Here is an 11,689-nt window from a genome sequence, read left to right on the forward strand (position 1 = left end):
CCGTGCGGGAGTACCTGCTGGTGCTGCTGGTCGCCGCCGCGGTGACCTTCCTGGCCAGCGGCGTCTGCCGCCGGATCGCGCTGCGGACCGGGGCCCTGGCCCAGGTGCGGGACCGCGACGTCCACACCGTGGCCATGCCCTACTTCGGGGGCGTGGCCATGTTCGCCGGCGTCGGGGCGGCCATCGTGCTGGCCTGGCAGCTGCCGTTCCTCGGTCGGCAGGTGCTGGTCCAGCAGGACTCGCTGGCGGTGCTGATCGCCGCCGGCGTGATCTGCGCGGTCGGCGTCCTGGACGACCTCTACGACCTGTCCGCGCTGACCAAGTTCGCCGGGCAGGTGCTCGCGGCGGGCATCGTCGTGGCCCTCGGGGTCCGGATGCTGTGGATCCCGTTACCGGGCCAGCTGGTCTCGCTGGACTTCGGCGCATCGGTGGCCATCACCGTCTTCTTCATCGTGCTGTGCTCGAACGCAGTCAACTTCGTCGACGGGCTGGACGGGTTGGCCACCGGGGTGGTCGGCATCGGAGCGTGCGCGTTCTTCGCGTACTCGTACGTGCTCGTGGTCAGTCAGGACCTGACCCGGGCCACCACCTCGAGCCTGATCACCGTCGCCATCGCGGGCGCCTGCCTGGGGTTCCTCCCGCACAACTTCTTCCCCGCCCGGATGTTCATGGGGGACTCGGGGGCGATGCTGCTGGGGCTGCTGCTCGCCGCCTCCACCATCAGCCTGACCGGGCAGCTCGATCCGTCACAGCTGACCGACGGCCAGAGCGGGCTGATGCCGCTGGTGCTGCCCCTGGTGCTGCCTCTGGCGATCCTGTCGCTGCCGTTCCTCGACCTGATCATGGCCTTCGTGCGTCGCACGTACGCGGGCCGCTGGTGGTTCCTGCCGGACAAGCAGCACCTGCACCACCGCCTCCTCGAGCGCGGGCACAGCCAGCGCCGGGCCGTGCTGCTGATGTACATCTGGTCGGCCCTGGTGTCGTTCGGGGTGATCATCCTGGGGCTGGTCCGCACCGACCGGCAGTGGCAGGTCGTCGCGGTGGTCCTGGTGATCGCGGTGGTGCTGCTGCTGGCCACCCTGGGGCGCCCGGTCCGGGGCGAGCGGCGCCCCCGCAGCACCGTCGGTGGAGCCTGACGACACGCCCGGACGGCCCCGCGAGAGCCTGCTCACACCGGACCAGTCGGAGTTCTGGTTCGGTGGGTGCTTCGTGATAGTTTTCACGAACACTTTCGCCCTACGCCTGCGGCACGCTCCCGCGTTCGCTGATCCCCTGATGACGAGGACGACGCTTCGATGACGACCCCCCACCGGCAGGCCTCCGCGGCCGCGGCGGAGCGGTCCCCGAACGTGTCGACGAGCGACAGCGAGGCCATCGTGAGCGGACCGAGCATCCACGTCGTCCGGGCGCGCAAGCTGCTGGTCGGCGGGCTGGTCGGCGGCGTGGCGGCGGCACTGCTGTCACTGGTCCTCTTCACCGTCCTGGACGGCACCCGCGGACTGGCGTCGGCGGGTCTGGCCGCCGCCATGGTCCTGTTCTTCTACGGGGTCGGTCAGCTGGTGATGGTGGCCTTCGCCGACGCCGGCGCCCGGACCCTGCTCGCCGTCTCGATGGCCAGTTACACCGCTCGCGTCGTCGTGCTGGGGCTGGTGCTGCTGGTCTACAACAAGAACAGCGACGCCTTCCCGGCGCTGTGGCCGATGGCCATCTTCCTCACCACCGTCGCCGTGGTGGTGGGCTGGATCGTGGCCGAGGTCTGGGTCTTCAACCGGCTGCGGATCGGCGCCTACGACACCGAGTACGTCTCGCCCAGCACCGACGAGGACCAGCAGTGAGCACCGCTCAGCACGGCGCATCGCAGCGGCGCGTCCAGCCGGTCCGGCCGTCGCAGCGGGCTGCTAGCGTGTCCATCGCCATGAAGCAGCGTCGCCGGGCGGAGGAGGAGGGGGGTCAGGTGCACAGTCACGCGGTCGGGATGAACGAGGGACTGCGGGTCCTGTCCTACCTGATCGCCGGGGTCGCGCTCTACGGCGCGCTCGGCTGGCTGGCCGACCGGCTGCTGGGCACCGGATTCTGGCTGCCGGTGGGCATCGTGCTCGGCGCGGCCTCCGCGGCCTACACCATCATCCGGCGCTTCGGGCAGGTCGAGGACTCGACCGCCCAGAGCCTGCCGACGACCACGACTGGAGAGGGAGCGCGTTGAGCCTGCTGACCATGGGGCTGCTGCCGCTGGAGACCGGTGGCGAGGAGGGCTACGTCCCGCCGAGCCCGGAGCTGTTCGATCTGCCGCCGATCTTCCCGAGCATGCCGTGGCTGGACAAGTACTTCCTGCAGGCGCTGGTCGCCACCGTCATCATCATCATCTTCTGGGTCGTGATGTCCCGGAAGCGGGCGATGGTGCCGAGCAAGGGCCAGTTCGTGGGCGAGACGGCGTACTTCTTCATCCGCAACTCGATCGCCCGGGACAACCTCGGCCACGACTTCCGCAGGTTCCTGCCGTGGCTGATCGCGCTGTTCTCCTTCGTCCTGCTCAACAACCTGTGGGGCGTCTTCCCGCTCACCTTGATGCCGACCTTCGCGCACGCCGGCTGGGCATACGGTCTGGCCGCCATGGTGTGGATCGTGTACAACGCCGTGGGCATCGCCAAGCACGGCCTCGGTGGCTACCTGAAGGTCTCCACGTTGCCGTCGGGCGTGCCTGTCTTCATGTGGCCGCTGATCATCCCGCTGGAGTTCTTCTCCAACATCATCGTCCGGCCCGTCACGCTGGCTCTGCGACTCTTCGCCAACATGTTCGCCGGCCACCTGCTCGTCGTGGTCTTCGTCGTCGGTGGGGAGTACCTGCTGCTGCACGGTGGGAGCATCGTCAACCACGTGGCCGGCGGTGTCGCCCTGGTCTTCAGCATGGCCATCTTCGGGCTGGAGATCTTCGTCCAGTGCCTGCAGGCCTTCATCTTCACCGTGCTCACAGCGGTCTACCTGTCGTCCTCGCTGGCCGAGGAACACTGACCACTTTTCCCCTTCGTCCACCCAAGATTCGGCTGAACCCCCAGCGGAATACCGAAAGGAATGTTGTACATGTCTCCACTGGAGCTCACCGGCTCGCTCGGCATCGTCGGCTACGGCCTCGCCGCCATCGGCCCGGGCATCGGCGTGGGTCTGATCTTCGCCTCCGTCATCCAGGGCACCGCCCGTCAGCCCGAGGCGCGCGGCGCCATGATGGGTACCGCCTGGATCGGCTTCGCCGTGACCGAGGCCCTGGCGATCATCGGTATCGCCCTGGCCTTCGTCTTCGGCGGTCTGTGATCTGACCATCATGACGTCGCTTCTCATCCCGTACGCCACGAACCCGCTGGTTCCCGAGCTGGCGGAGATCATCGCCTCGATCGTGTTCGTGGCGATCCTGACCGTGATCATCGCCAAGGTCGTGGTGCCGCGGTTCGAGGCCACGTACGCCGAACGCACCGCCGCGATCCAGGGCGGCATGGAGAAGGCCGAGAAGGCGCAGGCGGAGGCCGAGGCGGCGCTGAAGACGTACCAGGCGCAGCTGGCCGAAGCCCGCACCGAGGCGGCCAAGATCCGCGAGGACGCCAAGACCCAGGGCACCCAGATCATCGCCGAGCTGCGCGAGCAGGCCCAGGCGGAGGCGGCTCGGATCCGCTCGTCGGCCGAGGCGCAGCTGGAGGCCGAGCGGACCCAGGTGCTGACCCAGCTCCGGAGCGAGGTCGGCGGCCTGGCCACCACCCTCGCCGGCCGGATCGTGGGTGAGTCCCTGACCGACGACGAGCGGGCTCGCCGTACCGTCGACCGTTTCCTGGCCGACCTGGAGTCCGACAGCACCGACGCCAACACCCCGGCTGGGACCTGATGGCTGAACCGCTGGAGAACCGTCTCGGCGTGCTCGACGAGCTGCTCGACGAGTGGGGTCCGCACGACGACCTGGCCGCGGAGCTCTTCGCCGTGGTCGACGCGCTGGACTCCTCGGCGACGCTGCGTCGGGTCATCACCGACCCGGGCACGCCGGAGAACGCCCGGCGTGACTTCGTCCGCGGGGTGCTGGCCGGGAAGGTCTCTGTCACCTGCATCGAGTTCGTGGCCCGGGCCGCCCAGCGCCGCTGGTCGGGCGGGCGCACCTTCACGGCCGCGCTCGAGCGCCAGGCCGTCCGCTCGGAGCTGTTCCGGGCCGACCGGGCGGGCCAGCTGGACGAGACCGAGGACGAGCTGTTCCGGTTCGCCCGGGTGGTCGAGTCCGACGGGGCGCTGCGCAACGCGTTGTCCGAGCGTGCGGTGGGCGAGTCCCACCGCGAGAGCCTGGTCGACGAGCTGCTGCAGGGCCGGGCCACTCCGAGCACCGTGGTGCTGGCGAAGCGCGCCGTCGGGTCGCGCGAGCGGACGTACGGCCACGCGCTGGAGAGCTACATCAACCTCGCGGCGGCGCAGAAGAACCGGGTGATCGCCACGGTGCGGGTCGCCCGACCGCTGACCGAGGACCAGCTGCAGCGACTGCGGGCGGGCCTGGCCCGCCAGGTCGGACGCGACATCGCGCTGCAGGTCATCGTCGAACCGGACCTGCTGGGCGGGGTCCGGGTCGAGCTCGGCACCGAGGTCATCGAAGGGACCGTGTCCGGCCGGCTGGCCGAGGCGCGCAAGCTCTTCTCCTGACCAGCGCCGAGCGCTGCTGATCAGCCCCCTGACAAGCCACTGAGTAACGAAGATCGGATGAGGAAACGATGGCGGAACTGACGATTCGACCGGAAGAGATCCGGGAGGCCCTGGACCGGTTCGTCCAGAACTACCAGCCGGAGACCTCGACCCGCGAGGAGGTCGGCACGGTCGTCACCTCCGGTGACGGCATCGCCCGGGTCGAGGGCCTGCCTTCGGCCATGGCCAACGAGCTGCTCGAGTTCGAGAACGGCGTGCTGGGCATCGCCTTGAACCTGGACGTCCGTGAGATCGGCGTCGTGGTGCTCGGTGACTCCGAGGGCATCGAGGAGGGCCAGGCGGTGCGCGGCACCGGCGACATCCTCTCCGTGCCCGTCGGCGACGGCTACCTCGGTCGGACGGTGAACGCCATGGGCACGCCCATCGACGGGCTCGGCGACATCACCGACATCGACGAGCGACGGCCGCTGGAGCTGCAGGCCGCCGGCGTGATGGAACGCCAGGAGGTCCGGCAGCCGCTGCAGACCGGCATCAAGGCCATCGACGCCATGATCCCGGTCGGCCGGGGCCAGCGGCAGCTGATCATCGGCGACCGCAAGACCGGCAAGACCGCCATCGCGATCGACACGATCATGAACCAGAAGGCGGCCTGGGAGTCCGGCGACCCGGAGGCACAGGTGCGCTGCATCTACGTCGCCATCGGGCAGAAGAACTCCACCATCGCCTCGATCCGCGGTCAGCTGGAGGAGGCGGGAGCGCTGGCGTACACGACCATCGTGAACTCGCCGGCTTCCGACCCCGCGGGCTACAAGTACATCGCCCCCTACACCGGCTCGGCCATCGGTCAGCACTGGATGTACCAGGGCAAGCACGTCCTGATCGTGTTCGACGACCTGACGAAGCAGGCCGAGGCCTACCGGTCGATGTCGCTGCTGCTCCGCCGCCCGCCGGGTCGCGAGGCGTACCCGGGTGACGTCTTCTACCTGCACAGCCGGCTGCTCGAGCGCTGCGCCAAGCTGTCCAAGGAGCTCGGCAGCGGCTCGATGACCGGTCTGCCGATCATCGAGACCAAGGCCAACGACGTGTCGGCCTACATCCCGACCAACGTCATCTCCATCACCGACGGCCAGATCTTCCTGCAGTCGGATCTGTTCAACGCCAACCAGCGACCGGCCATCGACGTCGGTGTGTCGGTGTCCCGGGTGGGTGGCGCCGCGCAGATCAAGGCGATGAAGAGCGTGGCCGGCTCGCTGAAGCTGGAGCTGGCGCAGTTCCGCGACATGCAGGCGTTCGCCATGTTCGCCTCCGACCTGGACGCCACCACCCGGCGTCAGCTGGACCGGGGCAGCCGACTGACCGAGCTGCTGCGTCAGCCGCAGTACTCCCCGTACCCGGTGGAGGACCAGGTCGTGTCGGTGTGGGCGGGCCTGCAGGGTCTGATGGACGAGGTCCCGGTCGACGACGTCCTGCGGTTCGAGCGCGAGCTGCTCGACCACCTCCGCCACAACGGCAACGCCCTGACCAACATCCGGGAGTCGAAGGTCTTCGACGACGACACCGCCGAGGCTCTGCGTGGCCAGATCGCGGAGTTCAAGAAGGGCTTCCAGACGTCCGACGGCAAGCTCCTCGCCGGTCGCGAGGACTACGAGCCGCTCGAGGAAGACGACGTCAACCAGGAGCAGATCGTCAAGCAGAAGCGCTGATGCGCACCTGCGTCGACGTCGAAGCCAGGAAGGATCAACCATGCCGGCCAGCCTGAGGGAGCTGCGACAGCGCCGCGCCTCGGTCACCACCATCAAGAAGGTGACCCGGGCGATGGAGCTGATCGCGTCCTCCCGGATCGTCAAGGCCCAGCAGCGTGCTCAGCAGGCGCTGCCGTACGCCCGCGAGCTCACCCGGGCGGTGTCGGCGGTCGCCACCGACGCGCCGGAGATCAACCACCCGCTGACCATGCAGGTGTCCGACCCGAAGGGCGCGGCCATCCTGGTGATCACCTCCGACCGCGGTCTGGCCGGGGCCTACTCCTCGTCGGTGCTGAAGCAGGCCTCCCAGCTGCGGGAGCTGCTCGAGCGCGGCGGTCTGCGGGTCCAGCGGTTCCTGGCCGGGCGCAAGGCGATCGCCTTCGCGACCTTCCGCGGATTCGAGATCCACCGGCAGTGGGAGGGGTTCTCCGACGCGCCGACGTACGCGGAGGCCCGCGACATCGCCGACGCGCTGATCGAGTCGTTCCTCAAGTCGTCCGAGGAGGGCGGTGTGGACGAGATCCACATCGTCTACACCCGCTTCGTCTCGATGCTGACCCAGACACCGACGGTCATCCGCCTGCTCCCGCTCGAGGTGGTGGAGGGTGAGGCGACCGACCGGTCCGAGCTGCACCCGCTCTACGACTTCGAACCCGAGGCCGAGTCGGTGCTCGACGAGCTGCTGCCGCTCTACGTCGCCAGCCGTGTCTACTCCTGCCTGCTCCAGTCGGCGGCGTCCGAGCTGGCCAGCCGGCAGCGGGCGATGAAGGCGGCCACCGACAACGCCCAGCAGCTGATCGAACGGCTCACCCGTGAGGCCAACGCCGCCCGGCAGGCCGAGATCACGCAGGAGATCAGCGAGATCGTGGGCGGCGCCGCCGCCCTGGCCGAGGCGTCCGCCGGCTCCGACTAGCTCCACCCACCATCACCAGCACCAGTAGCGACACGAGGTAACGAGGGACTATGACCGCAGTAGCAGAAGACACCACCACGAACGCTCCCGCCGGCGGGACCGGACGCGTCTCCCGGGTGATCGGACCGGTCGTCGACGTCGAGTTCCCGGCCGACCAGATGCCCGACATCTACAACGCCCTGCTGGTGGACACGACCGTCAACGGCGTGACCCGCACCATGACGATGGAGGTGGCGCTGCAGATCGGCGACAACGTGGTCCGGGCGATCGCGCTGAAGCCGACCGACGGCATGAAGCGGGGTGCTGAGGTGCGGGACACCGGTGCGCCGATCTCGGTGCCGGTGGGCGACATCACCAAGGGCCACGTGTGGTCGGTGACCGGGGACGTGCTGGACGTCGATCCCTCGACCATCGAGATCACCGAGCGCTGGCCGATCCACCGGGATCCGCCGAAGTTCGACCAGCTCGAGCCGAAGACGGAGATGCTGCAGACCGGCATCAAGGTGCTCGACCTGCTGACCCCGTACGTGACCGGCGGCAAGATCGGTCTGTTCGGTGGTGCGGGCGTGGGCAAGACCGTGCTGATCCAGGAGATGATCTACCGGATCGCCCACAACTTCGGTGGCACCTCGGTGTTCGCCGGGGTGGGGGAGCGGACCCGCGAGGGCAACGACCTGATCAACGAGATGGAAGAGGCCGGCGTCTTCAAGGACACCGCCCTGGTCTTCGGTCAGATGGACGAGCCGCCCGGCACCCGGCTGCGGGTCGCGCTGTCGGCGCTGACCATGGCCGAGTACTTCCGCGACGTGCAGAACCAGGACGTGCTGTTGTTCGTGGACAACATCTTCCGGTTCACCCAGGCGGGCTCGGAGGTGTCGACCCTGCTCGGCCGGATGCCGTCGGCGGTGGGGTACCAGCCGAACCTGGCCGACGAGATGGGTCAGCTGCAGGAGCGGATCACCTCGACGCGTGGTCACTCGATCACCTCGATGCAGGCGATCTACGTGCCCGCCGACGACTACACCGACCCGGCCCCGGCCACGACGTTCGCCCACCTGGACGCCACCACGGAGCTGTCGCGCGAGATCGCCTCGCGTGGTCTGTACCCGGCGGTGGACCCGCTGTCGTCGACCAGCCGGATCCTGGATGCGCAGTTCATCGGTCAGGCGCACTACGACGTGGCGGTGGAGGTGAAGCAGATCCTGCAGCGGAACAAGGAACTGCAGGACATCATCGCCATCCTCGGTGTCGACGAGCTGTCCGAAGAGGACAAGATCATGGTCAACCGGGCGCGGCGGATCCAGCAGTTCCTGTCGCAGAACACGTACATGGCGGAGAAGTTCACCAACATCCCCGGCTCGACGGTGCCGCTGGCGGAGACCATCGAGTCCTTCCAGATGATCGTGTCCGGCAAGGTCGACCACATCGCCGAGCAGGCGTTCTTCAACGTGGGCAGCATGGAGGACGTGGAGAAGCGTTGGTCCGAGCTGCAGAAGAGCAACTGATCATGTCCCTGAGCAAGGTGAAGGGCGGTCGGTCCGATGGCTGATCCGATGCAGGTCGAGGTGGTCTCGGCCACCCGCGTGGTCTGGTCGGGCAAGGCGACCAACATCATCGCCAAGACCGTCGAGGGTGACATCGGCATCCTGCCCGGGCACGAGCCGGTGCTGGCCGTCCTGGTTCCCGGGGCGGTGGAGATCTTCGCCGAGGACGCCAGCCGTGAGGTGGTGGCGGTCGACGGTGGTTTCATCTCCGTCGCTCATGGCCGGGTCTCCATCCTCAGCGAGTACGCCATGCTGGCCGAGGAGATCAGCCTGCGGGACGCCGAGAAAGAGCTGGCGGCCGCCCAGTCTCGGCTCGACGCCGGCGAGGACGACCTGGACACGCGGCAGCACTTCGCGCTGGCGAGTGCTCAGGTCCGGGCCGCCGAGAAGCTCCGCTAGTCGCGCCTCGCAACTTCTCCGCAACTCAACCGTTGCTAGGGTTCGCCGTGATGCATGGGTGGTTGGCGGTCCTGGTGGTCGTGGTGCTCGTCGCCCTGCTGGCGGCGGCGGCGCTGATTGCTCTGCCCCTCCGGCGCCGCGTGCTGGCCCGCGACGGTGGGCTTTTCGAGTGCAGCGTCCGGCTCAAGACGGCGACACCGGGTGCCGGCTGGGTGCTGGGCATGGCCCGCTACAACGCGGAGATGCTGGAGTGGTTCCGGTTCTTCTCGTACTCGACCCGTCCGCGCGCCTCCTTCCTCCGCAACGAGGTCAGGGTCGTCAACAGCCGCGAGCCCGATCCCGTCGAGGCCGTGGCCCTCTACGCCGGTCAGCAGGTGGTCGAGCTGGTCGAGCACGTGGGCTCGGCCTCGGGCGGGCAGACCTGGGAGATCGCCATGGCCACCGACTCGCTCACCGGTTTCCTCAGCTGGTTGGAGGCGGCCCCGCCGCGACCTCCAGGCCTCTGACGGTCACGCTTCCGTGCCGGTTCCGGTCCCCTGCACGGTCCCGCGAGGTTCCCGGCCTCCGGGTCACTTCGGCCGGGCGGCCACCACGGCGTCCAGCTGGGTGCGCATGCTCCCCATCAGCTGGTCCGCCGCCAACGGCGCGTAGGCCGCCGTGCCGGACTCGTAGCGGTACTGCCAGGTGAGCGTGTTCAGGTAGGGCATCAGCTGAATGGCCATCAGACCGTCCGGACCGGCCAACCCGTCCGCGCCGGACAGGGTGTAGCCGAGCTGGTCGGAGTCGCTGGGCCCCGCCGGGGTGCGGGTCACCGTGGCTCTCCACGCCTGGACGCTGCCGGGCTCGGTCTGGCGTACGAAGACCTCCTGGTCGGCGCAGGTGTCGAGGGCGGCGGCGATCCGGGACCTCTCGGCAACGGCCTGGTCGACCCGGTCGAAGCGCAGCGTGAACAGCGAGATGGTGCTGGCCCGCCCGACCCAGTACGTGCCCACGCCGTCCTGAGCAGCGGCGGGGAACCGGTTCGCCACCGTGGCCTCGACCAGCGGCGCGCAGGCCTCCGGCTTGACGCTGACCGGGTTCTCGGTGACGGTCCGGCGAGTCATCACCGACGCGTCGTTGGTGCCGTCCGCACGGACCATGCCGGCGTACGTGTTCTGCACGTCCGCGAGGCTCAGCGGTTCGACCGGCCGCGGCCAGAAGCGCCAGGCCGCGCCGCCGGCGAGGACCAGCACGCCGAGCGCGAGAGCCACCATCGGCACCCAGCGCGGAAGCTCCCGCTGTTCGCGCGGACCCAGCACCAGCTCCTCCGGCGGGGCGGGCGGCGGCTCGTCCCGCACCGGTGTCGTCATACCCGCCACGCTAACCGCGATACTGGCCCCGTGCAGCAGATCGAGGGTGACCAGTTGCGGGGAGTGAACCTGGGTGGCTGGTTCGTGGTCGAGCCGTGGATGACTCCGGCGCTGTTCGCCGGCACCTCGGCGGTCGACGAGCACACGCTGATGGAGACCCCTCACGGTCCCGAGCTGATCCGGCGTCACCGGGAGACGTTCATCACCGAGGAGGACTTCGCCTGGATCGCCGACCACGGTCTCGACCTCGTCCGGCTGCCGGTGGGTCACTGGACCCTGGGGGGCGCGCCGCCCTATCTGCCGGCCGTCGAGCTGCTGGATGCGGCGATGGACTGGGCCCGCGCCCATGGGCTGAAGGTGCTGCTGGACATGCACGCCGTGCTCGGGTCGCAGAACGGTCGCGACCACAGCGGTCGGGTCGGTCCGCGGGAGTTCTACACCACGTCCCAGCACCGGGACGACAGCCTGGAGGCGCTGGCGCAGCTGGCCGCCCGGTACGCCGAGCACCCGGCCCTGTGGGGGATCGAGCTCGTCAACGAGCCGACGGACCCGCGGATCTGGCGGCTCTGGGAGTTCCACCACCGGGCGTACCGGCGGCTGACCGAGATCCTCGTCCCCGGCACCCGGGTGGTCTTCTCCGACGGCTACGTGCCGTGGTTGCTCACCGGCACCCTGCGTGGTCGGCCCGAGTTCCCGGTCGTGCTGGACTGCCACTTCTACCAGGCGTTCTACCCCTGGGACACCCGCAAGTCCTACGAGCAGCACCTGGCCAAGGCGCGCAAGCGGGCCAAGCTGATCGCGCGGCTGCAGCGCAAGCAGCCCGTGCTGGTCGGCGAGTGGAGTGCGGCCATGGATCCGGCAGCCCTGGTCGGACGCCCGGAGTCCCCGGCCGACCTGGCCCGCGGCTACGTGGACGCCCAGCTCGACGGCTACGCCGCGACGGCCGGCTGGTGCTACTGGTCCTACAAGACGAACACCCGGGACGACTGGAACTTCCGCCACCAGGTCGAGTCCGGCGTGATAGTGCTCTAGGACACGAGCGGGAAGCCGACGTGCCCGGCGTGCGGAGGAACGAGGAGG

14 protein-coding genes are annotated in these 11,689 nt (G+C 69.1%); 13 read left to right on the forward strand and 1 reads right to left on the reverse strand.

Annotation, left to right across the window (positions count from 1 at the left end):
- The first annotated feature begins 2 nt into the window (after positions 1-2).
- From ABD714_RS18885 to ABD714_RS18940, 12 genes are all read left to right on the forward strand, one after another.
- Positions 3-1,136, forward strand: coding sequence for an MraY family glycosyltransferase (locus tag ABD714_RS18885; protein WP_344813997.1), 1,134 nt, complete (start codon positions 3-5; stop codon positions 1,134-1,136).
- 159 nt (positions 1,137-1,295) lie between these two features.
- Entirely contained in the window at positions 1,296-1,835 is a 540-nt protein-coding gene (locus ABD714_RS18890) for a Cg1360 family ATP-synthase-associated protein (protein ID WP_344813998.1), read from the forward strand.
- Positions 1,836-1,903: 68 nt separating this feature from the next.
- On the forward strand, positions 1,904-2,203 hold the full coding sequence (locus tag ABD714_RS18895) for an AtpZ/AtpI family protein (RefSeq protein WP_344813999.1): 300 nt from the start codon (positions 1,904-1,906) through the stop codon (positions 2,201-2,203).
- Positions 2,200-3,009, forward strand: coding sequence for a F0F1 ATP synthase subunit A (gene atpB, locus ABD714_RS18900; RefSeq protein WP_344814000.1), 810 nt, complete (start codon positions 2,200-2,202; stop codon positions 3,007-3,009). The genes ABD714_RS18895 and atpB overlap by 4 nt, the downstream gene beginning before the upstream one ends.
- 69 nt (positions 3,010-3,078) lie before the next feature.
- The gene (gene atpE, locus ABD714_RS18905; RefSeq protein ID WP_041792454.1) at positions 3,079-3,306 is read left to right on the forward strand and encodes an ATP synthase F0 subunit C; all 228 of its coding nucleotides are present in this window, start codon (positions 3,079-3,081) and stop codon (positions 3,304-3,306) included.
- A gap of 10 nt (positions 3,307-3,316) precedes the next feature.
- Positions 3,317-3,868, forward strand: coding sequence for a F0F1 ATP synthase subunit B (locus ABD714_RS18910; protein ID WP_344814001.1), 552 nt, complete (start codon positions 3,317-3,319; stop codon positions 3,866-3,868).
- Positions 3,868-4,662, forward strand: coding sequence for a F0F1 ATP synthase subunit delta (locus ABD714_RS18915; protein WP_344814002.1), 795 nt, complete (start codon positions 3,868-3,870; stop codon positions 4,660-4,662). Before ABD714_RS18910 ends, ABD714_RS18915 begins: the two co-directional genes overlap by 1 nt.
- A gap of 68 nt (positions 4,663-4,730) precedes the next feature.
- Positions 4,731-6,365, forward strand: a complete 1,635-nt coding sequence (gene atpA, locus ABD714_RS18920) for a F0F1 ATP synthase subunit alpha (RefSeq protein ID WP_344814003.1) — start codon at positions 4,731-4,733, stop codon at positions 6,363-6,365.
- 40 nt (positions 6,366-6,405) lie between these two features.
- Positions 6,406-7,317, forward strand: a complete 912-nt coding sequence (locus ABD714_RS18925) for a F0F1 ATP synthase subunit gamma (protein ID WP_344814004.1) — start codon at positions 6,406-6,408, stop codon at positions 7,315-7,317.
- Between the two features lie 50 nt (positions 7,318-7,367).
- A complete protein-coding gene (gene atpD / locus ABD714_RS18930) occupies positions 7,368-8,822 on the forward strand; it encodes a F0F1 ATP synthase subunit beta (protein WP_344814005.1) in 1,455 nt (484 codons plus the stop codon).
- Positions 8,823-8,858: 36 nt separating this feature from the next.
- Positions 8,859-9,260: a F0F1 ATP synthase subunit epsilon gene (locus ABD714_RS18935; protein ID WP_344814006.1), complete on the forward strand. Its 402-nt coding sequence runs from the start codon at positions 8,859-8,861 to the stop codon at positions 9,258-9,260.
- Between the two features lie 50 nt (positions 9,261-9,310).
- Positions 9,311-9,766: a DUF2550 domain-containing protein gene (locus tag ABD714_RS18940; RefSeq protein ID WP_344814007.1), complete on the forward strand. Its 456-nt coding sequence runs from the start codon at positions 9,311-9,313 to the stop codon at positions 9,764-9,766.
- Between the two features lie 63 nt (positions 9,767-9,829).
- Here ABD714_RS18940 and ABD714_RS18945 read toward each other — a convergent pair whose 3' ends face one another.
- Positions 9,830-10,609, reverse strand: coding sequence for a hypothetical protein (locus tag ABD714_RS18945; protein ID WP_344814008.1), 780 nt, complete (start codon positions 10,607-10,609; stop codon positions 9,830-9,832).
- Positions 10,610-10,639: 30 nt separating this feature from the next.
- Between ABD714_RS18945 and ABD714_RS18950 the strand changes: the two genes are divergently transcribed.
- Complete coding sequence (locus ABD714_RS18950) at positions 10,640-11,641, forward strand: glycoside hydrolase family 5 protein (protein ID WP_344814009.1); 1,002 nt, start codon at positions 10,640-10,642, stop codon at positions 11,639-11,641.
- The last annotated feature ends 48 nt before the right edge of the window (positions 11,642-11,689 follow it).

The sequence above is a fragment of the Microlunatus aurantiacus genome (genome assembly GCF_039536605.1).
In the GTDB taxonomy this organism is placed as follows: domain Bacteria; phylum Actinomycetota; class Actinomycetes; order Propionibacteriales; family Propionibacteriaceae; genus Microlunatus; species Microlunatus aurantiacus.

What these genes read in the sequence shown, in the direction of transcription:
- ABD714_RS18890 (WP_344813998.1), top strand. Translation starts at nt 1,296, where the DNA reads ATGACGACCCCCCACCGGCAGGCCTCCGCGGCCGCGGCGGAGCGGTCC.
- ABD714_RS18925 (WP_344814004.1), top strand. Translation starts at nt 6,406, where the DNA reads ATGCCGGCCAGCCTGAGGGAGCTGCGACAGCGCCGCGCCTCGGTCACC.
- ABD714_RS18910 (WP_344814001.1), top strand. Translation starts at nt 3,317, where the DNA reads ATGACGTCGCTTCTCATCCCGTACGCCACGAACCCGCTGGTTCCCGAG.
- ABD714_RS18915 (WP_344814002.1), top strand. Translation starts at nt 3,868, where the DNA reads ATGGCTGAACCGCTGGAGAACCGTCTCGGCGTGCTCGACGAGCTGCTC.
- atpD (WP_344814005.1), top strand. Translation starts at nt 7,368, where the DNA reads ATGACCGCAGTAGCAGAAGACACCACCACGAACGCTCCCGCCGGCGGG.
- atpE (WP_041792454.1), top strand. Translation starts at nt 3,079, where the DNA reads ATGTCTCCACTGGAGCTCACCGGCTCGCTCGGCATCGTCGGCTACGGC.
- ABD714_RS18940 (WP_344814007.1), top strand. Translation starts at nt 9,311, where the DNA reads ATGCATGGGTGGTTGGCGGTCCTGGTGGTCGTGGTGCTCGTCGCCCTG.
- atpA (WP_344814003.1), top strand. Translation starts at nt 4,731, where the DNA reads ATGGCGGAACTGACGATTCGACCGGAAGAGATCCGGGAGGCCCTGGAC.
- ABD714_RS18935 (WP_344814006.1), top strand. Translation starts at nt 8,859, where the DNA reads ATGGCTGATCCGATGCAGGTCGAGGTGGTCTCGGCCACCCGCGTGGTC.
- ABD714_RS18945 (WP_344814008.1), bottom strand. Translation starts at nt 10,609, where the DNA reads ATGACGACACCGGTGCGGGACGAGCCGCCGCCCGCCCCGCCGGAGGAG.